Here is a 26,928-nt window from a genome sequence, read left to right as displayed (position 1 = left end):
ACGAAAATCCATCCGTTAAATATTTTCAACCACCCATAAAAAAACCCCGCAAGCATCACGCTTGCGGGGTTTGGCGTTGACTGGCATTTATCTAAAGCCCCAGCGGGCGCGTTTAGCCGAGCAGGTGCTCGACGGCTGCACGCTCTTCGCGCAGTTCTTTCTCAGTGGCTTTCATCTTCTCTTGGCTGAATTCGTCAATTTCGAAGCCTTGAACGATTTCATACTTGCCACCCTGGCAGCGTACCGGGTAGGAGTAGATGATGCCTTCTTCGATGCCGTAGCTGCCGTCAGACGGGATCGCCATGCTGACGATGCCTTTGGAGCCCAGCGCCCAGTCGTGCATGTGGTCGATGGCGGAAGAAGCAGCAGAAGCGGCTGAAGAGGCGCCACGTGCTTTGATGATCGCCGCGCCGCGCTGCTGCACGGTGGGGATGAAGTCGTTTTCGTACCAGTCGCGCTCAACCAGATCAAAGGCTGCTTTGCCGTCGACTTTGCACTGGGCCAGATCAGGATACTGGGTGGCACTGTGGTTGCCCCAGATGATCATGTTTTCAACGTCAGTGACGTGCTTGCCGGTTTTCTGAGCCAGTTGGGTCAGGGCACGGTTGTGATCCAGACGGGTCATGGCGGTGAACTGCCCTGCGTCTAGATCCGGCGCGTTGCAGGAAGCAATCAGCGCGTTGGTGTTGGCTGGGTTACCGACCACCAGCACTTTTACATCACGGCTGGCGTGGTCGTTCAGCGCCTTACCTTGCACGGAGAAGATGGCTGCGTTGGCTTCCAGCAGGTCTTTACGCTCCATACCGGGGCCACGCGGACGCGCGCCTACCAGCAGAGCGAAGTCAGCGTCTTTGAACGCGACATTCGGGTCGTCAGTGGCAACAATGTCTTGCACCAACGGGAAGGCACAGTCGTTAACTTCCATCACCACGCCGTTCAGGGCGTCCATTGCCTGGGGAATTTCCAGCAACTGGAGAATGACGGGTTGATCCGGCCCCAGCATGTCGCCAGCGGCGATGCGGAAAATGAGAGAGTAGCTGATCTGACCGGCGCCGCCGGTAATCGCAATACGTACTGGATCTTTCATCATTGCTCCTTGATTGGTTCGCCTAGGGATGGTTCTCGCCTGAGGGTGGCTTAACAGAACTCAAGACGCAAAGATGGTATGCCCAGCCGGGCAAAAACTCAATCAGACATGAGACTACTTGCTATTTAACGCACCCCCCTGTGAGCCGCGTACTGTCCACCCAATAGCGTCCGACTCGCTGAAAAGGTCGAGTTGCGCTATGGTATCTTCGGTTTTATGCCCTCCTTTTCTTGTTTTGCTAAGGACACGGACGCTCCATGCGAAGAATCCCGTTCTCTTATGCCTTGGCTAGCCTGCTGGTGCTGGCACTGGTGATATGGCTCGCTTTTGGCAATTTTCAGCGCTTTCAAACGACACCCCCAGACGCCCAGACAAGTAACGAAGCAGGCTCGCGGGTAGAAATTGTCGTACAGCAGAGCACCCCGTTTATTCCTCAGCAAATTGTCCAGGGCCAACTGACGGCAGAGCGCGAAACCACCCTGCGCGCCAATGTAGCGGGCTTTGTGGCGGAGAAGCCTGTCGCCCAAGGCAGCCGTGTGAATGCAGGTGATACGCTGCTGGTGCTGGATAACGACGCCCTACCCGAGCAGTTGCAGCAGGCCCGCGATGAGCTGGCGGTGGCCGAGGCGGAGTATGCCGGGGCGCGCAATCTGCGCCAGCGGGAACTGATCTCCCAGCCGGAGCTACTGCGCCTGCAGAGTGCCCTAAGCGCCAGCGCCGCTTCGGTGGCACGACTGCAGAAGCAACTGGACGACAGCCGCCCCACCGCGCCATTTGATGGCGTACTAAACCGCGTTCAGGTGGAGCTAGGCGATCTACTACAGCCCGGCGAAGAGTGGGGGCAGTTGGTGGATGACCGACGTCTGAAAGGTGCCGCCTGGGTCTCTCAGCAGCAGGTGGGTGATTTAAGCGTGGGCTTGCCAGTGACCGCCCGGCTGCTGAATGGTGACCATTTAGAGGGCGAGCTGACCTTTATCAGCCACCGCGCCGAAGAGGCAACGCGTAGCTTCTATATAGAAGCCACGCTGGCTAACCCCGCCAGTAAACGCTTGGCGGGCGGCAGCGCTGAATTGACCATTACCCTGCCGCCCCGTCAGGTGCATACCCTTTCGCCCGCGCTGCTGAGCTTGAACAGCGAAGGAGAGCTGGCGGTCAAGCATCTGGATGATAATGATCAGGTACAGCAGACCGCTGTTGAACTCGTTAGCGCCGATATCCAACGCGCCTATGTCACCGGCCTGCCTGATCCGTTGCGTTTGATTACGCTGGGTGCCGGTATGGTAGACACCGGCGAAACGGTCACACCGGTGCCCGTGGAGGAAGCCATCATTTCGCAGCCGGCGGAACAGGATAGCGTTCATGCGCCAGTTGATTAATGCGGCGCTAGCCCATACCCGTACGACGTTACTGCTGTTGGTAAGCCTGCTACTGGCGGGTATCGCCGCCTGGCAGATGATTCCTAAAGAGGCCAACCCCGACGTCACCATCCCGATGATTTATGTCTCGCTGTCGCTGGAGGGCGTTAGCCCCGAGGATGGCGAGCGGCTATTGATCCGCCCCATGGAGCAGGAACTGCGCGGTATTGAGGGGCTGCGTAAATTTACCGCCCAATCCAGCGAGGGGCATGGCTCGATCACGCTGGAATTCGACCCTGGCTTTGATCCGGATACCGCGCTAACCGACGTCCGTGACCGGGTGGATATTGCCCGCAGTGAGCTGCCTTCGGAAGCCGATGAGCCCCGCGTAATGGAGGTCAACGTCTCGGAATTTCCGGTATTGACTATTGGCCTCTCCGGACAATTGGATACCCGTGAACGCATGACCATTGCCCGACGCTTGCAGGAGGAGATCGAGGGCATCGCCGATGTGCTGGAAGTCGACATTGCCGGTGAGCGGGAAGACCTGCTGGAAATTGTCGTTGATCCGCTGGTGCTGGAGAGCTATGGCGTCGATTTTGACGCGCTGTTTAATCAGGTATCACGCAATAACCGCTTGGTAGCCGCAGGCAGTCTGGATACTGGCGCCGGACGCCTGGCGTTAAAAGTCCCCGGCATTATTGAGTCCCTTGAAGACGTCATGAACATGCCGGTCAAGGTGGATGAGGATCGCGTGGTCACCTTTGGCGATGTGGCTTGGATTCACCCCACCTATAAAGAGCCGGAGGGCTTTGCCCGCATTGATGGCCAGCCAGCGGTGGTGCTGGAAATTTCCAAGCGTGCTGGTGCCAATATCATCGCCACCATTGGCGCTGTCCGTGAGCGCTTGGCGGAAGCTGATGACTTGCTCCCTGAGCAGCTCCGCTTCACGACCATTCTGGATGAGTCGACCACCGTTGAGAATATGCTCTCTGAGCTACTCAACAACGTACTGACCGCCGTGGTGCTGGTGCTGATTGTGGTGGTTGCGGTGATGGGCTGGCGCATGGCGCTGCTGGTGGGGCTGACCATTCCTGGGGCCTTTTTAACCGGTATCCTGCTGGTGTGGGCATTTGGCTTTACGCTCAATATTGTGGTGTTGTTTGCGCTGATTCTGGTGGCGGGCATGCTGGTTGACGGTGCCATCGTGGTCAGTGAACTGGCCGATCGCCATTTGCGGGATGGTCAAACGTCCCACGAAGCTTGGCTTAACGCCGCCTCCCGCATGAGCTGGCCCGTCATTGCCTCGACGGCCACTACGCTGGCGGTGTTTATTCCTCTGCTGTTCTGGCCCGGCGTGGTCGGCCAGTTTATGAAGTACCTGCCGGCCACGGTCATTCTGTGCCTGCTAGCGTCGCTTGCCATGGCGCTGGTGTTTTTGCCCACGCTGGGGCGCTTGTTTACCCGCAGCGATGCCAAGCAATCAAATGCCCATCATGACGATGCCACGACTGCCTTTGGTCGCGGCTATCGTCACCTGCTGGCACGGCTACTGATGCACCCGGCCTGGGTTCTGCTGGTGACAGTACTGCTAATGGCACTGCTGTATACCGGCTATGCCCGTTTCAATCATGGCGTCGACTTTTTCCCTAATGTGGAGCCCGATAGCGCTCAAGTATTGGTGCGTGCCCGGGGCGACTTTTCCGCCGTGGAGACGGATGCCATCGTGCAGCGAGTAGAAGCCAAACTGTCTGGCATGAGCGAAGTGCGGGCGCTGTATGCTCGCTCCTTTGCCGTGCCTAACGAGCAGATGGGTAACGATGTGATTGGCATGCTGCAGTTCCAGTTTATCGACTGGCATGAGCGCCGCCCTGCCCAGGCCATTTTGGACGATATGGCCGAGCGCGCAGGGGATATCCCCGGCATCACGCTGGAGTTTCAGGAGCAGGAGATGGGCCCCGGTGGCGGTAAGCCGATCGTGCTCGAAGTGAGCGCCACTAACCCCGACGTCGCCGATGCGGGCGTGAACCAGCTAACCCAACTGATGCGCGAGCTGGGCGGCTTTACTGATATTCAGGATAACCGCAGCCTGCCAGGCGTGGAGTGGCGGGTTAACGTGGATCGTGAAGCCGCGGCGCGCATGGGCACCGATGTGACGACCATTGGTAGCGCAGTACAACTGCTCACCACCGGCCTTCAGGTGGCGAGCTATCGCCCGCCGGAAGTGAGCGATGAAGTGGATATCCGCGTGCGTCTCCCAGAAAATTGGCGCTCGCTGGATCAGCTTGAGCGGTTGACCATCAATACCCAGCGGGGTCAGGTACCGATATCGCATTTTGTGACGCTTGAACCGGCGCCCAAGGTGGGCACTCTTAACCGTATCGATGGCCGCCGGGCGATTACTATTGATGCAGACCTTGCCCCCGGCTACCTCGCCGATGAGCGCCTCGGCGCCCTGATGGCGGCGGGGAGCGACAGCCTGCCTGACGGTCTAATGGTCAATGTGGCGGGTGAGCAGGAGGATCAGCAGGAGTCGATGCAGTTCTTGGCTAGCGCGTTCTTGATTGCTATCGGCTTGATGGCGCTGATTCTGGTCACGCAGTTCAATAGCTTCTATCAGGCGGGCTTGGTGCTCTCGGCGATAGTGTTCTCCACCGCGGGGGTTTTGATGGGGCTGCTGATTACCGGTCAGGCTTTCGGCATTGTGATGGTGGGCATGGGCGTGATTGCCCTGGCGGGCATTGTGGTCAATAACAATATCGTGTTGATCGATACCTACAACGAGCTGCGCGGCCAGGGTATGACACCCGGCGAGGCCGCGCTTGAAGCAGGCTGTTTGCGCCTGCGCCCGGTGCTGCTTACAGCGATTACCACGGTGCTGGGGTTGATGCCGATGGTACTGGGGATCAATGTCGACCTCTTCACCCCTGCCCTGGGCTTTAATGCCCCCTCCGCCCAGTGGTGGACACAGATGTCGAGCGCCATCGCTGGCGGGCTCACCTTCGCCACCGCGCTTACGCTGCTGCTTACCCCTTGTATGTTGGTGATAGGCGGGAAGTTACGGCGTGATAGGTGAAGGGTGAGGTGTGAGGTGTGAGGTGTGAGGTGTGAGGTGTGAGGTGTGAGGTGTGAGGTGTGAGGTGTGAGGTGTGAGGTGTGAATCGATTCTTGGGCATCCGTCGATTTATGTGCACGCAGGATTTAGTAGCGCGTGGTAAGCCTAAGGCGCACCCGCGGGAGCAGCGCGCAGCGGTGCCGGGGTTTGGCTGCAGTGCCACTGGGCGTCGTACCGACACCTCCCGCGGGTGCCTCATTCGCTCGTGCCTCGCGAGATTCGTTACCACGCGCTACGGGATGCGTACGAAGCTGGATCGATGGGTTTTCGTAGCGCGGCGTAAGCGTCAGCGCACCCGCGGGAGCAGCGCGCAGCGGTGCCGGGGGTTGGTGCATTGCCACTGGGCGTCGTGCCGATGCCTCCCGCGGGAGCCTCATTCGCTCGTGCCTCGCGAGATTCGTTACCACGCGCTACGGGATGCGTACGAAGCTGGATCGATGGGTTTTCGTAGCGCGGCGTAAGCGTCAGCGCACCCGCGAAAGCAGCGCGAAGCGGTGCCGGGGATTGGGTCCATCATCAAGGGCAAAAGCGCCGTCTAGCGGCGCCTGGTTCGTAAGGTCTATGCGGGGGATTTAATGTGCTGCGGGCTGTGAGCGGCGTGTAGACGTGCAATCAACTGGTCTTCCAGCGCAAAGCGTTCGGTAAGGCCGCGGGCTAAGCGGTCGATCCAGGCAGGCAGCCGGGCGATATTTTGCTCGCAGCTGAGCGTGGAGCCAAAATCGGTATCAAACTCCAGCACCATCTCGGTGGACATTTCTAAACGCTCAAGCAGTTTAGCCGCGATCGCCAGCGCGCTTTCATCCTCAAAGGCTTTCGCCTCTTCCGACAGCTGGGGATAAATCTCAAAGTGGCCTGCGCTGATGTAGTCCATTAACTTTTCACTGAAGGTATCGATAGGCGCTTTGCTAACGGCTTCCAGCTCAGCATCGCACGCTTCCTTTAGCTCGATAAAGCTAATCAATAGCTGACGACGCTGATCCAGCCAGCGGTCGATCAACGTGTGCACGCCACCCCAGCGCTCCAGGGCATTTTTGCAATCTTCGAGCATGGGGCTTTCTCCTTAAAACTCACCTTTTGACTACGCAACATTAACTGCGCAACTTTCGACTTGTTTAGCCGCTTAAAACAACAATAGGCCTAGGTTCGCGCCTCCTCCTACCTCTGTCAATCCCAGCGGGTACGGTTTCTTTGGTACTTATCATTCGCCGCTCATAGCGCCTTTGAGGACGCCGCATAAACACTGACCTCCGGCGGCGAGCGACTCAATCAATTTAATTATATTTATGTTCATTTCTTCTGATAGCCGCTGTGAGTAAAGGCGACGACAGCCCGAAAAGGCCTCTGATAATTTATTTTAAACTTAAACATTTTAAGCTTGAATTTAATAGATACCTCACCTATCTTCAGAAAAGAGTGTATTTTCCCGTGGAGAACAATAATGAGAATCGCCTGCCTGGGTGGAGGGCCTGCCGGCCTCTATTTTGCCATCAGCATGAAGCTACACGACCCTTCCCACGAGATGGTGGTGATTGAGCGCAACCGTGCAGACGACACCTTCGGCTGGGGCGTGGTGCTGTCAGACGAGACTCTCGACAACCTGGCAGCCAACGACCCGGTCAGTGCAGAGCGTATTCGTGAGCATTTCGCCTATTGGGATGACATTGCCGTTGTTCATAAAGGCGTAAAGACGGTCTCTACCGGCCACGGCTTCTGCGGCATTGGCCGCCGCCAACTGCTGATTCTGCTACAGGAGCGCGCGCGCGAGCTGGGCGTCGAGATGCGCTTTGAAACCGATATAACGGAAGCCTCCATTGAGCAGTACCGACATGAGTATGACCTGGTACTGGCCGCCGATGGGCTCAACTCCCGCACCCGCCAAACCTATGCCGAACACTTCAAACCCGATATTGACGTGCGTGCATGCAAGTTCGTTTGGCTAGGCACACACCAGACTTTCAACGACGCCTTTACCTTTATTTTCGAGAAGACTGAGCACGGCTGGGTGTGGGCTCATGCGTATCAGTTCGATAAGGATACGGCGACCTTTATCGTCGAGTGCAGTGAGGCCACCTGGCAGGCGTTTGGCTTTGGCGAAATGAACCAACAGGAATCAATCACGGTTTGCGAGCGCATCTTTTCCAAGCATCTGGATGGTCATGCCTTGATGACCAACGCCAACCACATTCGCGGCTCGGCGTGGATCAACTTTCCACGAGTGCTTTGCGAGCGCTGGAGCTATGAGAATGTAGTGCTGATGGGCGATGCTGCCGCTACCGCCCACTTCTCTATTGGTTCGGGCTCCAAACTCGCCCTGGAAAGCGCAATCTCGCTGGCTAACGTCCTACATAGTGAATCCAGCATGGAAGCCGCCATCGCCCGCTACGAACAGGATCGCCGTTTCGAAGTGCTACGTTTACAGTCGGCGGCGCGCAACTCCACTGAGTGGTTTGAGCAGGTGGAGCGCTACCTGGATCTCGATCCGGTGCAGTTTAACTACTCCTTACTCACCCGCTCCCAGCGCATTAGCCACGAAAACTTACGGGTGCGCGACCCAGCGTGGCTGGAGAGCGCCGAGCGCTGGTTCCAAACCCAGGCGGGTAATTCGGGCAGCGCCCGCGCACCCATGTTTGCCCCTTATCAACTGCGCGATATGACGCTGGTTAATCGCGTGGTGGTCTCGCCTATGGCGCAGTATAAAGCCGTGGATGGCTGCCCTACCGATTGGCACTTTAGCCACTACGCCGAGCGGGCCAAAGGCGGCGCAGGACTGGTGTATACCGAAATGACCTGCGTGAGTCCCACTGGGCGGATCACCCCCGGTTGCCCAGGACTGTACGCTCCAGAGCATGAAGCAGCCTGGAAGCGGCTATGTGATTTCGTGCATACGGAAACCAACGCCAAGCTGTGCGCCCAAATCGGCCACTCCGGCGCAAAGGGCTCTACCCAGCTGGGCTGGCAGGAGATGGACGCCCCCCTTGCCGAGGGCAACTGGCCGATAATGGCAGCCTCTGATATGCCCTGGTCAGCACGCAATCAAGTGCCCAAGGCCATGGATCGGCGCGATATGGATCGTGTCCGCGATGAATTTGTCAGGGCGGCGCAGATGGCCGACCGTGCAGGCTTCGATATGATCGAGATTCACGCCGCCCACGGTTACCTGCTCTCATCGTTTATTACCCCCCTGTCCAACCACCGTGACGATGAGTATGGTGGCTCGCTGGAGAACCGGCTGCGCTACCCGCTTGAAGTGATCAATGCCGTACGCCGGGTTTGGCCCGCCCACAAACCGCTTTCGGTGCGTATTTCTGCCAACGACTGGTGCGGCGATGAAGGCATCACCCCCGACGATGCGGTGGAGATCGCCAAACGACTGCGTAAAGCAGAGGTAGATATTGTAGATGTCTCTGCCGGGCAAACCTCCACCCAGGCCAAACCGGTGTATGGGCGCATGTTCCAAACGCCCTTCTCTGACCGGATCCGTAACGAAGCAGCGATTGCCACCATGGCGGTGGGCAATATCTATCAAGCCGACCATGTGAACTCGATTCTAATGGCTGGGCGCGCTGACTTGGTCTGCATTGCCCGCCCCCACCTGGCTGACCCTTACTGGACGCTGCACGTTGCCGCAGGCTTGGGTGATCGTGAGGTAGAGTGGCCTGCGCCCTACCGGGCAGGCGCGGATCAGTTGCAGCGCCTGGCTGAACGTGGCGAGGGGTGGGTATGACGCAGCTCACAGATAAGCGCGTGGTGATTACCGGCGGTGGCAGCGGTATCGGTGCCGATATGGCCATGGCCTTTGCCGAAGCAGGCGCCAAGGTCACGATTACCGGTCGCCGGGAAGCTGCCCTTCAAGCGGTGGCAGATCAGCACCGTCAGCTTGATTTCGCCGTGGTCGACGTTACCGATGAGGCCGCCATGGTGGCGCTGTTCGAAAGAATGGGCAGGGTCGATATCGTCATCGCCAACGCAGGCGCCGCAGAGAGCGCGCCTTTTGCCAAGACCTCGTTTGAGCAGTGGCAGCGCATGCTCAACGTTAATTTAAGCGGTGTATTTCTAACCCTGCGTGAAGGCTTAAAGCAGTTGAACGAGGGCGGACGGCTGATCGCCGTGGCCTCCACCGCGGGGCTTAAAGGCTACGCCTATGTGGGCGCTTACTGCGCGGCTAAGCATGGAGTGGTGGGGTTGGTTCGTTCGCTGGCGGCCGAGACAGCCACACGCAATATTACCGTCAATGCGCTCTGCCCTGGTTTCACCGACACCCCCTTACTGGCCGCCAGCGTCGACAACATTGTGGCCAAAACCGGCCAGTCCACCGAACAGGCGACCTCTCATTTTGAATCTACCAACCCCACCGGGCGCTTAGTGACACCTGCCGAGGTGACCGCTACTGCCCTATGGCTATGCGGCCCTAACAGCGGCGCGATTAATGGCCAGGCGATTTCAATCTCAGGAGGAGAGGTATGACAGCCGAGGGTCTAGGAAAAAACAGCTTAAGCAAGGAGCGCCTGCGCCTATGGCTGCGCATGCTGCGTGTTACCCGCCAGGTGGAGTCCGAACTGCGCGAACGCCTGCGTACCGAGCACGACTCTACGCTGCCGCGCTTTGATGTGATGGCCGCCCTGTATGCCGCTGAGGAGGGCCTGAAAATGAACGAGCTCTCCAAACGGCTGCGAGTTTCCAACGGCAACGTCACCGGGATTATTGATCGCTTGGTGGAGGATGGCGCCGTGGAGCGCATTGCCATTGAGGGCGACCGTCGCGCCACACGGGTCTGCCTAACCGTTGCGGGGAGAGAAACCTTTAGAGGAATGGCCGTTGAGCATGAGCGCTGGATCAATGCGCTATTTGAGGGGGTGAGCGAAGAGGGCGCCCATCATATCGGCGAGTTGCTCCATCGCTTACCCGCTTCTCCTAACGATGCCCATTAATCACCGACAGGCGAGAACAACAATATGAAGAGCATGGCTGGCTTAACCCCCGAGCACTTTATCTGGGAAATGCGAGGCGGAGTCGCCGTTATTCGGCTCAATCGCCCAGAGCGTAAAAACCCGCTGACCTTTGAGAGCTACGCCGAGTTGCGCGATGCCTTTCGTGATCTAGCCTACGCCGATGATGTGAACGCCGTGGTGTTTACCGCCAACGGTGAGAACTTCTGCTCCGGCGGCGATGTGCATGAAATTATCGGCCCCCTGGTGGGCAAGGATATGAAGGGTTTGCTGGAATTCACCCGCATGACCGGGGATCTGGTCAAGGCCATGCTCAACTGCGGCAAGCCGATTATTGCTGCCGTCGACGGCATCTGCGTAGGCGCCGGGGCAATTATCGCCATGTCCTCGGATATTCGCTTTGCCACCCCCCGCGCCAGCACGGCATTTCTGTTTACCCGGGTGGGCTTGGCAGGCTGTGACATGGGCGCCTGCGCAATGCTGCCGCGCATTATCGGTCAGGGCCGAGCCGCCGACCTGCTCTACAGCGGCCGCAGCATGAGTGCCGAAGAGGGATTCCAGTGGGGCTTCTACAACCGCGTGGTTGAGCCAGACGCTCTTGAAGAAGAAGCCATCGCCTACGCCACCCGGCTGGCCAGTGGGCCCACCTTTGCCCACAGCATTACCAAGACCCAGCTAAATCAGGAGTGGTCAATGAGCCTGGAGCAGGCTATCGAATCTGAAGCCCAGGCCCAAGCGATCTGCATGCAGACCAACGATTTTACACGCGCCTACCACGCCTTTGTCGCCAAACAAAAACCTGAGTTTAAGGGGGACTAATGAGCGACAAAAGCTTTCTAGCGTGGCCCTTCTTTGAGGCTAAACATCGCGAACTCTCCGAGCAGCTCGAAGCGTGGTGCCGGGCTGAACTACCCCGTGACCACAGCGATGTGGATGCCACCTGTATGCAGTTGGTTCGCGATTTGGGCAAGGCCGGCTTTTTGGAAGGCACTGCGGGCGAACATATCGATGTACGCAGCCTGTGCCTGATTCGCGAAACCCTCGCCCGCCACGACGGCTTGGCCGATTTCGCCTTTGCCATGCAGGGGCTGGGTACTGGTGCGATTAGCCTATATGGCAGCGATGAGCAGAAGCAGTGGCTGGACAAAACCCGCCGTGGTGAAGCCATTTCCGCCTTTGCCCTGAGCGAGCCCCGCTCGGGCTCCGATGTGGCCCAACTGGACACTACCGCCGAGCGCGACGGCGACAGCTACCGTATAAATGGTGAGAAGACCTGGATCTCTAACGGCGGCATTGCCGATATTTACACCCTCTTCGCTCGCACCGGTGAAGGCCCCGGCGCCAAGGGGCTTTCCGTGTTTTTAGTCCCCGCTGATACGCCTGGGCTGGAAATTCGTGAACGCCTGGAGTCGGTGGCGCCCCACCCGCTAGCACGGCTGGGCTTTAACGATATGGTGCTGCCTGCCAGCGCCTTGATCGGCCAACCGGGCCAGGGGTTTCGGATTGCCATGTCAGTGCTGGACGTTTTCCGCTCCACGGTAGGCGCGGCAGCACTGGGGTTCGCCCGCCGTGCACTGGAGGAGTCGCTCTCCCGCAGCCGCTCTCGTGAGCTGTTTGGCGCCACCCTTTCCGATCTGCAAATGGTGCAGGGTCACTTGGCCGATATGGCGCTCAATGTGGATGCCGCCGCCCTGCTGGTCTACCGCGCCGCCTGGACGAAGGATCAAGGCGCCGAGCGTGTCACTCGCGAAGCCGCGATGGCCAAACTGTTTGCCACCGATCAGGCCCAGCAGGTGATCGACCAGGCGGTTCAGCTTCACGGCGGTGACGGTGTTCGTAAGGGTCACATCATCGAAAGCCTCTACCGGGAAATTCGCGCGCTGCGTATTTATGAAGGCGCTTCAGACGTCCAGAAAGTGGTCATCGCCCGCAGTATGCTCGCGGAGGAGTAAGCAGCAAAAAGCCGTATAGCAAATCACCAAAACAATAAAACACAACGCCAGACACCGTATCCCTGCCCGCGCCTCATTTGAGCCTTGGGCAGCAATAAACAACGACACCAAATACGGAGGTTGGTCATGTATATCCAGTCGGCCCATGCTGATACTTTTGCGCGGGATAACCTGCCACCCATTGATAGTCAGCCCGAGTTTCTGCTCGCGGGCTCCGATTACCCTGAGCGAATTAACGCCGGCGTTGAGCTTTGCGACCGGTTGCTTGACCAAGGCCACGGCGAACGCATTGCCTTAGCGGGTAATGGCCGACGGCGTACTTATCAAGAACTCACCGAGTGGACCAACCGCCTTGCCCATGTGCTGGTGGAAGACCTGGGCGTGATTCCCGGCCAGCGGGTGCTGATCCGCTCGGCCAACAACCCGGCCATGGTGGCCTGCTGGCTGGCCGCTACGAAAACGGGCGCCGTGGTGGTCAACACCATGCCAATGCTGCGCACCAAAGAGCTATGCCAGGTAATCGATAAAGCGGAAATCAGCCTCGCCCTCTGCGATACCCGCCTACTCGATGAACTGAGTGAATGCCAGACGTTAAGCCCAACCCTCACGCGTATTGTCGGTTTTGACGGCACTGCCAATCATGATGCGGAACTTGACCGCCTGGCACTGAGCAAGCCCGCTACGTTTGAAGCCGTCGATACCGCCGCCGATGATGTAGCGCTGCTCGGCTTTACCTCGGGCACCACCGGCTCGCCCAAAGCCACCATGCACTTTCACCGCGACCTACTGGTGATCGCCGATGGCTACGCCAAGGAGGTGCTGCAGGTGACGCCAGAGGATGTCTTCGTCGGTTCGCCACCGCTGGCGTTCACCTTTGGCCTGGGTGGGCTGGCCATCTTTCCGCTGCGCTTCGGCGCTACCGCTGTGCTACTCGAACACGCCTCCCCGCCCAATATGATGGACATTATCCGCGAGTATCAGGCCACGGTGGTATTTACCGCCCCCACGGCTTACCGAGCGATGCTTTCAGCACCCACACGCCATGAGGATTTAAGCAGCCTACGCGTGGCTGTCTCCGCTGGCGAAACGCTGCCCGCACCGATTTATCATGACTGGATCCAGCAAACTGGCACTCCCATCCTCGACGGGATCGGCGCCACTGAAATGCTGCATATCTTTATCTCTAACCGGCTGGATGACCATCGCCCCAGCTGTACCGGCAAACCGGTGACCGGTTACGAAGCGCGTATTGTGGATGACGAGATGAATGATGTTCCCCGGGGCACGGTGGGCAAGCTGGCCGTGCGCGGCCCCACCGGCTGCCGCTACCTAGCCGATAAGCGCCAGCAGAAATATGTAAAAGAGGGCTGGAATATCACCGGCGATGCGTTTTATCAGGACGAAGAGGGCTACTTCCATTTCGCTGCCCGCAACGACGACATGATTGTCTCAGCGGGCTACAACATTGCAGGCCCTGAGGTAGAGGCAGCACTGCTGGCCCACCCCGCCGTTAAAGAGTGCGCGGTGATAGGTGCGCCAAGCGAAGAGCGCGGCCAAATTGTCGAGGCTTTTGTTGTTCTAAACGATGGTTTTCAGCAAGATGAAGAGTGTCAGCAAATGTTGCAGGACTTCGTGAAACAAACCATCGCGCCGTATAAGTACCCTCGCTCCCTACGATTTATCGAGGAACTGCCTAAAACATCCACGGGTAAGGTTCAGCGCTTTCGGCTGAGCCAGGAACACTACCCTAGCGCTGATTCTTCAGGCGCTTATACCCATAGTACCAATGCTAGTTTCACTAAAACTAATGTATGACCCTCTCAGCAATAAAACGATTAAAAAATGAGGAATGATCCATGAAGACGATATCCCGCTTTGGCCTTGGCTTACTGCTCTCCTCCAGCCTGGTAACGGCTCATGCCGATGACGTTAAAATTGGCATGATCACCACCCTTTCAGGCGGCGGCTCCCACCTGGGTGTGGACGTTCGCGACGGCTTTATGCTGGCGCTTGAGCAGTCGGGTCGTGACGATGTGGAAGTGCTGATTCAAGACGACGCCAACCGCCCGGATCTGGCGCGCAGTCTGGCCAATGAGTTTATGCAGCGCGATGAGGTGGACATCCTGACCGGTATCATATGGTCCAACCTGGCCATGGCGGTGGTGCCCTCCGTGACGCGCCAGGGCACCTTCTATCTCTCCCCCAATGCTGGCCCTTCCGATCTAGCCGGACGCATGTGCCACGAGAATTACTTCAACGTGGCGTATCAAAATGACAACCTGCACGGCGCCATGGGGGCCTATATGCGTGAAGAGGGGTATGAGCGCCCGATTATCATGGCCCCCAACTACCCCGCAGGCACCGATGCGTTAGCGGGCTTTAAGCACCTTTATGAAGGGGAAGTGGTCGGCGAACTTTATACCCAAATGGGCCAGACCGACTACGCCGCTGAAATTGCCCAGATTCGCGCCAGCGATGCCGATAGCTTGTTCTTCTTCCTGCCCGGCGGGATGGGTATTTCGTTTATGAAGCAGTGGGAGAGCTCCGGTGTAGATATGCCAATCTTTGGCGCCGCCTTCTCGTTTGACGAGATTCTTATCAAAGCGGTAGGCAGTGCCGCCATTGGCGCACGCAATACCTCGCTGTGGGCTTATGATCTAGAAAACGACGCTAACGATCGCTTTGTCGAGGGCTTCCAAGCCGCTTATGACCGCATGCCGACGCTTTATGCAGCGCAGGGTTACGACACCGCTAACCTGATCCTTAGTGCGCTTGAAACCGCCCACCCCGATGACAAAGACGCTTTCCGCGAAGCGCTGCGGGCCGCCGACTTTGATAGCGTGCGCGGCGAATTCCGCTTTGGCCCTAACCACCACCCTATTCAGGACATCTACGTACGTGAAGTCGTGGAGGGTGACGATGGCGAGCCTACCAATCGTCTGATTGGTATCGCGGTGGAAGATATCCAGGACATCTATTTTGAGCAGTGCCAGATGTAATGTCGTCGTGGCTGGGTGTCATCACCCAGCCTTTGCTTTCTTCCTTTGTTAAGGATGCCTAACGTGTCCGTTACTCTGCTAATAGAGCAACTTCTCAACGGCGTGCAGCTTGGCACCATGCTGTTTCTGATGGCTAGCGGCCTTACCCTGGTATTCGGGGTCATGGGGTTGATCAATCTTGCCCACGGCTCCTTTTATATGGTGGGTGCCTATGCCACCGCCGCCGTAACTGCTTCAACCGGCTCTTTTCTGATTGGGTTGGGCGCAGGTATGGCAGCTGCGGCAATGGTCGGCGCCTTGGTGGAGCTACTGGTGATTCGCCGGCTCTATCACCGCCCCCACCTTGATCAGGTGTTGGCGACCTTTGCGCTTATTTTGATTTTTTCCGAAGGCACGCGCTGGATATTCGGCTCGTCGCCCATGCGCCTTAGCCCGCCTTCCTGGTTAACCGGCTTTGTCACCCTGCCCGGCGACACACGCTACCCCATCTACCGGCTAATGCTGATTGGCGTGGGGATTGTCATTTCGATCGCCCTCTACTTTTTGATCTCCAGAACTCGCTTGGGCATGCGTATCCGTGCGGGTGAGAGCGACCGCGAAATGATTGGTGCGCTGGGAGTCAATATTTCCAAGCTGTATACCGTCGTGTTTGCTTTGGGTGCGGGGTTGGCAGGCTTGGCCGGTGCGTTAGTGGGTGCACTGCAATCTGTACAGGTCGGCATGGGCGAGCCTGTGCTGATTTTGGCCTTCGTGGTGATCGTCATTGGCGGTATCGGCTCGATTAAAGGGGCACTACTGGGTGCCCTGTTGGTGGGTGTGGTCGACACATTGGGGCGGGTCTATTTGCCGATCTTTTTCCGCGCCTTTATGCCGCCCTCTGAGGCGACCGGGGTCGGTGCGGCGCTAGCCGCCATGCTGATCTATATCCTCATGGCCGTCATTCTCGCCTTCAAGCCTAAGGGACTGTTCTCTGCCCATGACTAATAACACTTCCCTGACTAATGGTGCCCCGCAAGCCAGCACCGCCGACACGGCACTTGCGCCCAAAACTGGCAGCCACTTTGACCGCAAAGGGCTGGTACAGATGGCACTGCTCGGCCTGCTGCTCTTGGTGCCGGTGGCGGCTTACCTACTGGGCCATATCTACTACGTCAATCTAGCCTCGCGGATGACGATCATTGCCATGGCCGCTGTGGGCCTTAATCTGGCGATTGGCTATGGGGGCATGGTGAGCTTTGGACATGCCGCCTATTTCGGCTTAGGCGGCTATGTAGCGGGCATCAGCGCATACCACGCTTTTGATTACTCGCCGTTTATGACCTGGCCTTTTAGCGTGCCGGGCAGCGATAGCCTGCTGGTGGTGTGGCTGGTGGCTGCCCTGCTGTGTGCACTGCTGGCACTGGTGATCGGCGCGATCTCGCTGCGTACCACGGGGGTCTATTTCATTATGATCACCCTCGCCTTTGCGCAGATGATTTACTACTTTGCCAACTCCTGGCCAACCTATGGTGGCGAGGATGGCCTACCCATTTATATACGCAATACGCTACCGCTGGTGGATAGTAGCCACTCATTGACCTATTTTTTGATCTGCTTCACCGGGCTGGTACTCGCCATGGCGATCACCTCGCGGCTGATGAAATCCCGCTTTGGCGCCGCCCTCACCATGGCACGGCTTAACGACGTGCGTTTGGCCACCGCCGGTATTAGCCCTTACCCCATTCGCCTGGTGGCCTTTGTGATTTCTGCAGCGATCACCGGCCTTGCCGGAGCGCTCTATGCGGATCTAAATGGTTTTGTTAGCCCCAACATGCTCAGTTGGCACTTCTCCGGTGAACTGATGGTGATTGTGATTTTGGGCGGCGTGGGGCGCCTTTATGGCCCCCTGGCCGGGGCAGTTCTATTTGTCATGATGGAGACCCTGTTGGGTGGTATTACTCAGTACTGGCAGCTCTTTTTAGGCTTGGTGCTGCTTGGGGTGGTGCTATTTGCCAAACATGGGGTGATGGGTTGGCTAGCGGGGAGGGAGCGCAATGAGTGATATCGTCCTCTCGCTGCAACAGCTGCATAAACGCTTTGGCGCGCTGCAGGCCACCCAGGATGTTTCACTGGATCTTCAGCAGGGCGAAATCCACGCCCTGATTGGCCCCAATGGCGCAGGCAAGTCGACCCTGATCGGGCAAATTGCCGGTAGCATACGCCCGGATGAGGGCAGTGTTTTTCTAGCAGACACCGACATCACCGGCATGAGTATTGCCCAGCGCGCCCGATTGGGGCTGGGTCGTAGTTTTCAGGTCTCATCGCTGGCGGAGCCCCTTTCGGTGATGCGTAATGTGATGATGGGCGTTCAAGCACTGCAGAGTCACAGCTTTCGTTTCTGGAGACCCGTCGCCCGGGACCAGCAGTTGCTTGAACCTGCTTACCAAGCGCTGGAGCGCATGCAGCTTAGCCACCGCGCCTGGACACCGGTATCCGAGCTTTCCCATGGGGAGCGCCGTCAGGTCGAAGTGGCCTGCGCACTGGCGCTCAAGCCACGCGCCCTACTGCTGGATGAACCCATGGCGGGCTTGGGCCCTGAGGGTTCGGCGAAGCTGACCGAGTTACTAGAAGCGCTCAAGCGGGAAGTGCCCATTTTGCTGATTGAGCACGATATGGAGGCCGTGTTCCGCCTTGCTGATCGTATTTCTGTGTTGGTCTCCGGCAGTGTTATTGCACATGGCGATAGCCAAACGATTCGGCAGGATCCGCGTGTCCGTGAAGCCTACCTGGGAGATTCCGATGCTTAAGGTTGCTGACATTGAGACGTTCTATGGCCCCTCCCAGGCGCTATTTGGCGTGAACCTTGAAGTAAACGCCGGAGAAATGGTGGCGTTAATGGGCCGCAACGGGATGGGTAAAACCACTACCATTCGCTCGATATTTGGCCTTACCCCAGCCAGCCGCGGCACCATTGAGTTTGAGTCCCATAATCTGCGCCGCCTGCCCGCCTACCGCATTGCTAAAGCGGGGCTGGGTTTGGTGCCGGAGGGGCGACGCTGTTTTCCCAATTTATCTGTCCGCGAAAACCTGCTGGTCACCGCTCGCCCTGGTGAGTGGACACTGGAAAAAGTGGAAACGCTATTTCCGCGCTTGGAGGAGCGCCGGGCGCAACTGGCTAAAACCCTCTCTGGCGGTGAGCAGCAGATGTTGGCCATTGGCCGGGCGCTGATGACCAACCCACGCCTGCTGGTGCTCGATGAGGCGACCGAAGGCTTGGCACCGGTCATTCGCCAGGAAATTTGGCGGGCGATTCGGCTATTTAAGGAGCAGGGGCAATCCACGCTGCTGGTGGATAAGTCGTTAAGTGAAATTCTGCCTATCGCTGATCGCTGCACCATTCTTGAGAAGGGCAGCACCGTGTGGGTTGGGGCTCCAGCGGCACTGGACAGTTCGGTGCGTGACCGTTACCTGGGTGTTTAGCGAGGAGAAAAGTAGTGGCCTTTACCACTCAGCGGAAGGTGCGTTTTCAGCACTGTGATCCAGCGGGGATCGTTTTTTATCCCCGCTATTTCGAGATGATTAACTCCGTGGTGGAGGATTGGTTTGAGGAGGTTGTGCACCACGACTTTAACCAACTGCATGTGGAGACCGGCACGGGCGTGCCCACTGCCGCTATCGACACCCAGTTTCACGCACCTAGCAGGCTGGGTGAACGGCTGACCTTTGAGTTAAGGGTGCAGTCTATGGGGCGCAGCAGTGTAACGCTGCAGATTGTCGCTTACTGCGGTGAGCAGAAGCGCCTAACCAGTGATTCAACCTTGGTATTTGTGGATTTAAGTAGCGGTAAGCCGATGCCATGGACAGAGGCAATACGCCAGCATATTACCGTTGATAACCTATAAGGATAGCCATCATGAGTGACGCCAACTTTCATCAGCTTCTTCACCCTTCCCACTGGAAACCAGCCATCGGCTACGCTAACGGCGTGCTAGCTTCAGGCCAGACGGTTTTTGTCGGCGGCCAGATTGGTTGGAATGCCGACCAGGTATTTGAAAGCGATGACTTTGTCGTTCAAGTGAACCAGGCGCTGCAGAATATCGTAGCGATCTTGAAAGAGGCCAGTGCAGGCCCTGAGCATATCGTCCGCTTAACCTGGTATGTGACCGACAAGCGGGAGTATTTGGCCCGGCTTAAGGAGGTGGGCGGCGCTTATCGCGAGGTACTTGGCAAGCATTTCCCGGCGATGACCATGGTGCAGGTAGCGGGGCTTGTGGAGGATCAGGCTAAGGTGGAAATCGAAGCGACGGCGGTTATTCCGGCTGTATAAACTTGCTTACTGAGAGATAACTCTAAGCACAAGAACGGAATAGCCTGTAGCGGGGGTCTTTCGCCATGGCCGGAAAGTGTTCCCGACAATTCCGGCATTTCCGCCATCCATGGCGGTCAGATGGCGAAAGTAGCGCCCAGGGATGGGTTCACAGCGCCCCCGCGGAAGGCTATTGCGTTCCACTCAGAACTAAGGCGTGTTCTTATAACCCATGAAACCCTTTGATCCACTCAACAAAACAACCATCATTAAGATAGTGCTCAAGAATCGAGAAGTGATCGTCGTTGGGGAGTAGCTGCTGGGTGACCGTTTGGCTTTGCTCGCTCACATGCTCAGCATAGCAACTCATCTGCCGCGCAAACTCTTCTGACTCTAAGGCCCCTGCTACCAACTTTATCGGTGCAGCCACTCGGCACGGCTGCCATAGCGGACTGAAATCCTGTACATCGCGGCCCGTTAACTGAAGCTTGGGTTGCAGCCACGACCAGGGAAAGGGTCGCAAGTCGTAGAGCCCGCTCACACATAGCGCGCCGCGAATCAGTTGGTTCGGTAAGCCAAAGATGCCTTGCCAATCCGTTGACATCAGCATGGCACAGAGATGCCCACCCGCCGAATGCCCCGAAATACTCAACTGCTCCGGGTCAACGCCTAGCTCAGCGGCATGGCGATAAACATAGGCCACGGCTGCCTGCGCCTGACGCACTAGCTCACTAAAACGAACCTGGGGGCAGAGTGCGTAATTAACCACTGCCACCGTGATACCGGATTTGACCAAATCATCGACGATAAAGCTAAATTCACGGTGACTCAGTGAGCGCCAGTAGCCGCCGTGGAAAAATACGTGCACGGGGGCTTGTGGGTTATCGGTATCAGGCGCATCGGCATGAAAGATATCCATCCGTTCAGTAAGCGAAGGCCCGTAAGGGACATCTAGACTTACCCGGTGGCGCGCGCGAGAAGTCTCGCTACGCTCACGCCATGCCTTTACCAACACCGCCGGGTCTCGCCCCATCATCGGGTCGTAGGCGCGGTCGATCTCTTCCTGAGTCGCAAAATGTTGATAAAGCATGGCACGCTCCTTATCGCTGATGCCCTACTAACCCCGGCTTTTCATCAACAGCATACGCAGCGGGGCGATTGCCAGAATGGCAAAACCGATCAACGTCCAGGCAGGTAGTGAGAGACCTAGCAAGGAGAAATCGATATTGGCGCACTCGCCAGACCCCGTTAGCACCATGGCAACGACGTCCTGCATGGGCAGAATATCCATCATGTAATCCAGCCCAGGGCCACAGGAAGGCACTTCATCGGCGGGCAAGCCCTGCAACCACACATGGCGGCCGGCGATAAAGGCCCCAGTTCCCACCGCGACCAACGCAAGCAGCCCATAAACAACTTTACCACCTCGCCCTGCCGGGCTATGGATAGCGGCTATGGCGAATACGATACCCGCAGCGATCACCGCTACGCGCTGAAAGATACACAGCGGGCAGGGTTCATAACCGCCGATATGCTCTAAGCCCAGGGCTACCGCCATCATTAGAACGCAGAAGGCTAAACCGGCTAGCGCCACCGAGCGAAAGGAGTGCAGAATCATTGACGAACCTCAGATGGCAGCGCTGAAAGAGCGCGGGACTCACGAGCTTTGGTGAAGTAGACCTGTAAAAATTCTTCAAAGGTCTCTTGGTCAGCGGCTTCGATATCGTGCTGCTGTTGGTGGGAGGTCTCAATCAACTGGGCTAACAGTGCTTCCCGACAGCGCTGCATGGGGGCAGCTTTTAACTGCGCCTCCTGCTCTTTGGCCAGGCTAAGCATCAAATCGCTGAGTGATCCACCGTTCGCTTTTAGACGCTCGAGTACCTGGGCTGATGGCGTGAGCGAAGGGTCAGCCAAACGTGGCGCTAGGCTTGCCAGTGCATCGGCATGGGGTGTGCCCTCTTCGACTGCGTCCAGCAGGCGGGCAACCTCGCCCATCTCGGCAAATATCTGTTCGCCCCACTCACGCACCGAGGTGGTTTCACCGTGGTTGAATAACTGCAGTTCCGGATCGCGGCCACGCTCAACCACCCAGCGACGGTTGTCATCCAGACGGTCACACTCTTCGTCGGAGATCCAAGGGCTGTCGCTAAGTAGACACCACATCAAGAAAGTGTCTACAAAACGCATTTGATCTTCAGTGACGCCGAGAGGATCGAAGGGATTCAAGTCCAAACAGCGCACTTCGATGTACTCCACGCCGCGGGCTTCAAGGGCCTGGCTGGGGGTTTCGTTGTGCTTGGCGACTCGCTTGGGGCGAATATCGCTGTAGTACTCGTTTTCGATCTGCAGAATATTGGCGTTTAACTGACGCCACTCGCCATCCACGTTAACACCCATTTTTTCATAGTCGGGCCACGGGGAAGAGATGGCGTGACGGAGGGTGTTCACGTAGTTAGAGAGCGAGTTAAAACAGATTTTAAGCTGTGACTGTACTTTGTTTTGATAACCCAGATCCGACATACGTAGCGTCGTTGCATAGGGGGCAAAGTACGTATCGTCACTAAGCGACTGCAGCTTTTCGGGCACTTTCTGCCCGTCAGGCAAAAAGCTCTTATCAATGGCCGGGGAAGCGCCAAACAGGTAGAGCAGCAGCCAGCTATGGCGGCGGAAGTGGCGAATCATGCCGAAATAGCGGGTGGAGCGGTAATCGTTGAACGGGATATTGGTGGCTTTCTCAAGCTCTCGCAAGGCGTGCCACATATCATCCGGCAGCGATACATTGTAATGAACACCGGCAATTGCTTGCATGATGCGGCCATAGCGCATGTCCAACCCTTTGCGGTAGACATGCTTCATGGTGCCGACATTGGAGGTGCCATAGTCGGCAATTGGCACGCTGTCATTGCCAGAGAGCCTTGATGGCATGCTGCCGGGCCAGATCCACTCGTTTTCCAAGTGGTGGTAGGTAAAGGTGTGCAGATCAGACAGAAAACAGAGCGCTTCGCCCGGCTGAGAGTAAACCGGCGTAATGTACTCTAACAGTGACTCTGAATAGTCCGTGGTGATATGCGGGTGGGTTAACTTGGAGCCCAGGGCATGCGGGTGCGGCGTTTGGGCGATGTGGCCATTGGCATCAACCCGCAGCCCCTCTTTTTCAAGTCCACGCCGCAGGCGGCCCAACCGTCCAAGGCGCGCACTGGGGATCAGGCGCTCGACTTGCGCGGTCAGCGCGGATGGCACAGTGAGTGGTTCAGGCAAGGTGAACACTCCTTGTCAGTAAAGCCCGCCGTGAGCGGGCCTTGGTGTAGTCAGGTGGCATCGCCATCATCGCTGATTCAAAAACAGAAAACAGGATATGGCGGCAACGATCGTTTTTTCAAGACACCTTCGCATCCAGGGCACGCGACTATTTGCCGCCACGCGCTTTCAACAACGCGGCGCCCAGCGCACCCATAGGCTCCGGCGCTTCCGCTTTATTGGCGTTGCTGCGCTGGTTTCGAGCCGGTTTACGGGCACCACTGTGTTGATCTTTAGGCGAGCCACTGTGCTTATTGGCACCGTTTTCAGCCTCAGGCTGGTCATCCAAGCGCATCGATAGACCTACCCGTTTGCGAGGGATATCGATGCTCATCACTTTAACGGTGACGATATCACCTGCCTTCACCACGCTGCGGGGGTCATCGATAAAGCGATCAGACAGCGCCGAGATATGTACCAAGCCATCCTGATGAACGCCGATATCCACAAAAGCGCCGAAGTGGGTCACGTTGGTGACTGTACCTTCGAGCACCATAGAAAGCTTGAGATCATTAAGGGTTTCGACACCTTCACGAAACTCGGCCGCTTTAAACTCAGGCCGAGGATCGCGGCCCGGCTTATCCAGTTCTTTGAGGATATCGCTGACGGTGGGCACGCCGAAACGTTCATCGGCAAAATCGGCGGGCTTTAACGCTTTCAACGCGACGCTGTCGCCAATCAAGCCGCGTACTTCACGCCCGCTCTGCTTGGCGATACGCTCTACCAGTGGGTAGGCTTCCGGGTGCACGGCGCTGGCATCCAAGGGGTTGTCAGCATTGTGGATACGCAGGAAGCCCGCGCACTGCTCGAAAGTTTTGGCACCAAGGCGGCTGACTTCCAGCAGCTCTTTACGGCTTTTAAAGGCGCCTTTGACGTTGCGCTGGGCAACGATATTTTCCGCCAAGGCCGTGCTAAGGCCAGCCACTCGTGAAAGCAGTGCGCTGGAGGCAGTATTGAGATCGACGCCTACGGCGTTAACACAGTCCTCTATCACCACTTCCAGGCTGCGGGAGAGCTGCACCTGGGAGACATCGTGCTGGTACTGGCCCACGCCAATCGACTTGGGCTCGATTTTCACCAGTTCGGCCAGCGGATCCTGCAGGCGGCGGCCGATGGAGACCGCGCCGCGTACGGTGACATCTAAATCGGGCATTTCCCGTGAGGCGTACTCAGAGGCGGAGTAGACCGAAGCGCCCGCCTCAGAGACCATCACTTTGCTTAAGCGGTGTGCGGGGGCCAGTGCTTTGAGTAGTTCACCCGCTAGCTTATCGGTTTCGCGACTGGCGGTGCCGTTGCCCACCGCAATCAGCTCTACGCCGTGCTGTTTTACCAGCTTAGCCAGCACACTCAGGGCTTCATTCCACTGGTTTTGCGGCGCATGGGGATAGATAGTGGTGTGATCGACAAATTGCCCGGTGGCATCGATCACCGCAACCTTACAGCCGGTGCGCTGGCCGGGGTCGATGGCAAGGGTCACTTTCTGCCCCGCCGGTGCGGCCAGCAGCAGGTCTTTTAGGTTGGCCGCAAACACCTCTATCGCGGTCAATTCGGCCTGTTCCCGCAGACGCCCCAGCAGCTCGGTCTCCAGGGCTGTGTAAAGCTTCACCCGCCAGGTCCAGCGCACCACTTCGGCTAACCATTTATCCGCCGGGCGGCCCTGATCGCTGATACCAAACTGCTTGGCAATCGCGACTTGAGCGGGATGGACAGGGGCTTCCTCTTCGCCGGGTAGGCGGATCGAGAGGCTCAGTACACCTTCGTTACGCGCCCTGAACATGGCCAGCGCACGGTGTGACGGCGCTTTGGCGAGTTTCTCATCGTGCTCAAAGTAGTCGGAGAACTTGGCGCCCTCCTGCTGCTTGCCTTCCAGCACGCGGGCACTCAGTTCGCCCTCTTGCCATAGCCGTTCGCGCAGTTGGCCAATCAGCTCCGGGTCTTCGGCAAAGCGCTCCATCAAGATCTGCTTGGCGCCATCCAGGGCAGCCTTGGCATCGTCAATGGCGGGGATATCGCCCTCTGCCGGGCGCAGATAGTTCGCCGCTTCGCTGTCAGGATCAAGGGAGGGATCAGCCAGCAGCGCATCCGCCAGCGGCTCCAGCCCTGCTTCGCGAGCAATTTGCGCTTTGGTGCGGCGTTTTTTCTTAAACGGCAGGTATAAATCTTCCAGCCGCTGCTTGGTTTCAGCAGCGTCAATGCTGGCTTTTAGCGTGGCATCGAGTTTGCCCTGCTCCTCAATGGCGGCAAGTACTGCTACGCGCCGCTCTTCTAACTCGCGCAGGTAGCGCAGGCGTTCATCTAGCTGGCGCAGTTGAATATCGTCCAGCGCGCCAGTGACTTCTTTACGGTAGCGGGCAATAAACGGCACGGTGGCGCCACCGTCCAGTAGCTCCACCGTGGCGGATACTTGCTCGGGTCGTACGCCTAGCTCAGTGGCTAAGCGGGAAATAATACGCTGATTGACATCCATAAATTGCAACTAACTCATGCAGCATTTTTTAGTGCCAACAAGGTATCACAAACCCGTCATGGCTGGCATGACTTAGGCGTTAGCGCCGCCATCCCCGGTCATCCCAAAACGGCCGGCGCGACTCACGCTGAACAGCGTCGCGGCTCATGCCAATATCTTTTAGCATGTCATCGCTTAAATGACGCAGGGCATTGCGCTCACGATTAAGCTGGCGCCAGCGATAAAACCTTTCCCGCCAGGTGACCCTTGATTGCGGCGCCTCAACCACCTGGCACTGTTGGTTTTGCAAGCAGTGTAGCGAGCGATCCATTTCAACCTCCCTGCGCCGCCAGAAACGGCGTCGTAAATAAGTGTTGAAGGAAGTATTGAGCAGCACCTAAAATCAATCCAACGAATAGTCCTTATGACAAACATCAAAAAGATTGATATCTATGGCCACGCTACCCACCATCGATCACGAGCTACTGCGTACCTTTGTTGCGATTGTCGATCAAGGCGGCTTCACCCGTGCCGCCCAAACGGTGAACCGCACTCAATCGGCTGTGAGTATGCAAATTAAGCGGCTGGAAGAGGATGTTATTCAGCGCCCGCTGTTTGTACGCCAAAACCGCCAACTGCTATTGACCAGTGAAGGTCATACGCTACTTGGCTATGCGCGCAAGATTCTATCGCTGCAGGGGGAAGCCCTAACGTTGTTGCGCCAGCCCGATATGGTGGGCCGCGTGCGCCTGGGCGTGCCAGATGACTATGTGATGCGCTTTTTGCCCGGCATTCTGAAAACCTTTTCCCAGGCGTGGCCGCTGGTGGACGTGGATGTCCACTGCGCTCCCTCGTCAGTGCTATCCCAGCAGCCGCAAGGCAGCCTGGATCTAATTATTATGACGCGGGAGATAGGCGACGAGATTGGCACGATTTTAAGGCGTGAAGCTACCGTATGGGTATCAGCTGAGAGTCACTGCACTCATCTACAGACGCCGGTGCCACTTGCGCTGTTTGAGGCCCCCTGCTTCTGTCGTCGCCATGCCTGCAACGCGCTTGACCGCGCAGACCGAGCTTATCGAATTGCTTACAGCAGCCCCAGCCTGGCAACGCTGCAAGCCGTTGTTGGGGCGGGGTTGGCCGTTTCTGCCTGGATGCGCAGCTTAGTGACCGCTGATATGCAGATACTGGGTGTAAAAGAGGGCTTTCCCGAATTACCCGAATCCTCCATCGTGCTATTGCGCACCGCCTCTACACAATCACCCATTATTGATAGTTTAGCTGAGCATATTGTTGAAGGGTTTAGGCTTTGATGAGACAGATGCACATCCCGTAGCGCGTGATAACGAGAACGTGAGCTCAGCGAGCGTTTGAAGCACCCGCGGGAGGCGGCAGTACGACGCCCGTTGGCACTTCAGCCAACCCCCGGCACCGCTGCGCGCTGCT

The 26,928-nt window shown here is 57.5% G+C and carries 24 protein-coding genes; 16 read left to right on the top strand and 8 right to left on the bottom strand.

Annotated elements, in window-relative coordinates:
* Positions 1-112 precede the first annotated feature (112 nt).
* Entirely contained in the window at positions 113-1,087 is a 975-nt protein-coding gene (locus tag ACFIOZ_RS07140) for a malate dehydrogenase (protein WP_008957639.1), read from the bottom strand.
* A 257-nt stretch (positions 1,088-1,344) separates the two neighbouring features.
* On the opposite strand from ACFIOZ_RS07140, the gene ACFIOZ_RS07135 reads away from it, so the two are divergent.
* Positions 1,345-2,463 (top strand): efflux RND transporter periplasmic adaptor subunit, encoded by a 1,119-nt coding sequence (locus ACFIOZ_RS07135; protein WP_386082989.1) that lies wholly within the window; start codon positions 1,345-1,347, stop codon positions 2,461-2,463.
* A complete protein-coding gene (locus ACFIOZ_RS07130) occupies positions 2,447-5,518 on the top strand; it encodes an efflux RND transporter permease subunit (RefSeq protein WP_386082988.1) in 3,072 nt (1,023 codons plus the stop codon). Before ACFIOZ_RS07135 ends, ACFIOZ_RS07130 begins: the two co-directional genes overlap by 17 nt.
* A gap of 125 nt (positions 5,519-5,643) precedes the next feature.
* Here the strand turns inward: ACFIOZ_RS07130 and ACFIOZ_RS07125 are convergent, their stop codons facing one another.
* Together ACFIOZ_RS07125 and rsd are read right to left on the bottom strand one after the other, a co-directional pair.
* On the bottom strand, positions 5,644-5,934 hold the full coding sequence (locus tag ACFIOZ_RS07125) for a hypothetical protein (protein ID WP_386082987.1): 291 nt from the start codon (positions 5,932-5,934) through the stop codon (positions 5,644-5,646).
* Between the two features lie 182 nt (positions 5,935-6,116).
* Entirely contained in the window at positions 6,117-6,605 is a 489-nt protein-coding gene (gene rsd, locus ACFIOZ_RS07120; protein ID WP_386082986.1) for a sigma D regulator, read from the bottom strand.
* 390 nt (positions 6,606-6,995) lie between these two features.
* Here rsd and ACFIOZ_RS07115 point away from each other — a divergent pair, with 390 nt between their 5' ends.
* From ACFIOZ_RS07115 to ACFIOZ_RS07055, 13 genes are all read left to right on the top strand, one after another.
* Positions 6,996-9,281: a bifunctional salicylyl-CoA 5-hydroxylase/oxidoreductase gene (locus ACFIOZ_RS07115; RefSeq protein ID WP_386082985.1), complete on the top strand. Its 2,286-nt coding sequence runs from the start codon at positions 6,996-6,998 to the stop codon at positions 9,279-9,281.
* Positions 9,278-10,021, top strand: coding sequence for an SDR family NAD(P)-dependent oxidoreductase (locus ACFIOZ_RS07110; RefSeq protein ID WP_386082984.1), 744 nt, complete (start codon positions 9,278-9,280; stop codon positions 10,019-10,021). The genes ACFIOZ_RS07115 and ACFIOZ_RS07110 overlap by 4 nt, the downstream gene beginning before the upstream one ends.
* Entirely contained in the window at positions 10,018-10,485 is a 468-nt protein-coding gene (locus ACFIOZ_RS07105) for a MarR family winged helix-turn-helix transcriptional regulator (RefSeq protein ID WP_386082983.1), read from the top strand. The genes ACFIOZ_RS07110 and ACFIOZ_RS07105 overlap by 4 nt, the downstream gene beginning before the upstream one ends.
* A gap of 24 nt (positions 10,486-10,509) precedes the next feature.
* Positions 10,510-11,322 carry an enoyl-CoA hydratase family protein gene (locus ACFIOZ_RS07100; protein ID WP_386082982.1) on the top strand — a complete coding sequence of 271 codons (813 nt, stop codon included), beginning with the start codon at positions 10,510-10,512 and terminating at the stop codon, positions 11,320-11,322.
* Complete coding sequence (locus ACFIOZ_RS07095) at positions 11,322-12,455, top strand: acyl-CoA dehydrogenase family protein (protein ID WP_386082981.1); 1,134 nt, start codon at positions 11,322-11,324, stop codon at positions 12,453-12,455. Before ACFIOZ_RS07100 ends, ACFIOZ_RS07095 begins: the two co-directional genes overlap by 1 nt.
* A 126-nt stretch (positions 12,456-12,581) precedes the next feature.
* A complete protein-coding gene (locus ACFIOZ_RS07090) occupies positions 12,582-14,270 on the top strand; it encodes a benzoate-CoA ligase family protein (RefSeq protein WP_386082980.1) in 1,689 nt (562 codons plus the stop codon).
* 41 nt (positions 14,271-14,311) lie between these two features.
* Positions 14,312-15,454: an ABC transporter substrate-binding protein gene (locus ACFIOZ_RS07085; RefSeq protein ID WP_386082979.1), complete on the top strand. Its 1,143-nt coding sequence runs from the start codon at positions 14,312-14,314 to the stop codon at positions 15,452-15,454.
* A gap of 63 nt (positions 15,455-15,517) precedes the next feature.
* Positions 15,518-16,438 (top strand): branched-chain amino acid ABC transporter permease, encoded by a 921-nt coding sequence (locus tag ACFIOZ_RS07080; RefSeq protein ID WP_386082978.1) that lies wholly within the window; start codon positions 15,518-15,520, stop codon positions 16,436-16,438.
* Positions 16,431-17,495 carry a branched-chain amino acid ABC transporter permease gene (locus tag ACFIOZ_RS07075; protein ID WP_386082977.1) on the top strand — a complete coding sequence of 355 codons (1,065 nt, stop codon included), beginning with the start codon at positions 16,431-16,433 and terminating at the stop codon, positions 17,493-17,495. The genes ACFIOZ_RS07080 and ACFIOZ_RS07075 overlap by 8 nt, the downstream gene beginning before the upstream one ends.
* Positions 17,488-18,240, top strand: coding sequence for an ABC transporter ATP-binding protein (locus ACFIOZ_RS07070; protein ID WP_386082976.1), 753 nt, complete (start codon positions 17,488-17,490; stop codon positions 18,238-18,240). The genes ACFIOZ_RS07075 and ACFIOZ_RS07070 overlap by 8 nt, the downstream gene beginning before the upstream one ends.
* Positions 18,233-18,913 carry an ABC transporter ATP-binding protein gene (locus tag ACFIOZ_RS07065; RefSeq protein ID WP_386082975.1) on the top strand — a complete coding sequence of 227 codons (681 nt, stop codon included), beginning with the start codon at positions 18,233-18,235 and terminating at the stop codon, positions 18,911-18,913. The genes ACFIOZ_RS07070 and ACFIOZ_RS07065 overlap by 8 nt, the downstream gene beginning before the upstream one ends.
* 14 nt (positions 18,914-18,927) lie before the next feature.
* Positions 18,928-19,335, top strand: a complete 408-nt coding sequence (locus ACFIOZ_RS07060) for an acyl-CoA thioesterase (protein WP_211593738.1) — start codon at positions 18,928-18,930, stop codon at positions 19,333-19,335.
* Between the two features lie 11 nt (positions 19,336-19,346).
* Positions 19,347-19,760 (top strand): RidA family protein, encoded by a 414-nt coding sequence (locus tag ACFIOZ_RS07055; protein ID WP_211593739.1) that lies wholly within the window; start codon positions 19,347-19,349, stop codon positions 19,758-19,760.
* 202 nt (positions 19,761-19,962) lie between these two features.
* Here the strand turns inward: ACFIOZ_RS07055 and ACFIOZ_RS07050 are convergent, their stop codons facing one another.
* From ACFIOZ_RS07050 to ACFIOZ_RS07030, 5 genes are all read right to left on the bottom strand, one after another.
* The gene (locus ACFIOZ_RS07050; protein WP_386082974.1) at positions 19,963-20,829 is read right to left on the bottom strand and encodes an alpha/beta hydrolase; all 867 of its coding nucleotides are present in this window, start codon (positions 20,827-20,829) and stop codon (positions 19,963-19,965) included.
* A gap of 27 nt (positions 20,830-20,856) precedes the next feature.
* Positions 20,857-21,357, bottom strand: a complete 501-nt coding sequence (locus ACFIOZ_RS07045; RefSeq protein ID WP_386082972.1) for a disulfide bond formation protein B — start codon at positions 21,355-21,357, stop codon at positions 20,857-20,859.
* Positions 21,354-22,997: a glutamate--cysteine ligase gene (gshA, locus tag ACFIOZ_RS07040; protein WP_386082971.1), complete on the bottom strand. Its 1,644-nt coding sequence runs from the start codon at positions 22,995-22,997 to the stop codon at positions 21,354-21,356. Before gshA ends, ACFIOZ_RS07045 begins: the two co-directional genes overlap by 4 nt.
* A gap of 148 nt (positions 22,998-23,145) precedes the next feature.
* Positions 23,146-25,503 (bottom strand): Tex family protein, encoded by a 2,358-nt coding sequence (locus tag ACFIOZ_RS07035; RefSeq protein ID WP_386082970.1) that lies wholly within the window; start codon positions 25,501-25,503, stop codon positions 23,146-23,148.
* A 79-nt stretch (positions 25,504-25,582) separates the two neighbouring features.
* Positions 25,583-25,813, bottom strand: a complete 231-nt coding sequence (locus ACFIOZ_RS07030) for a DUF1127 domain-containing protein (RefSeq protein WP_386082969.1) — start codon at positions 25,811-25,813, stop codon at positions 25,583-25,585.
* A 121-nt stretch (positions 25,814-25,934) separates the two neighbouring features.
* Here ACFIOZ_RS07030 and ACFIOZ_RS07025 point away from each other — a divergent pair, with 121 nt between their 5' ends.
* On the top strand, positions 25,935-26,795 hold the full coding sequence (locus ACFIOZ_RS07025; RefSeq protein WP_386082968.1) for a LysR substrate-binding domain-containing protein: 861 nt from the start codon (positions 25,935-25,937) through the stop codon (positions 26,793-26,795).
* Positions 26,796-26,928 lie beyond the last annotated feature (133 nt).

The organism is Vreelandella sp. F11, from assembly GCF_042466685.1.
In the GTDB taxonomy this organism is placed as follows: domain Bacteria; phylum Pseudomonadota; class Gammaproteobacteria; order Pseudomonadales; family Halomonadaceae; genus Vreelandella.
Note: the sequence above shows the minus strand (reverse complement) of the source record. Positions and strands in the feature narration are given on the sequence as shown.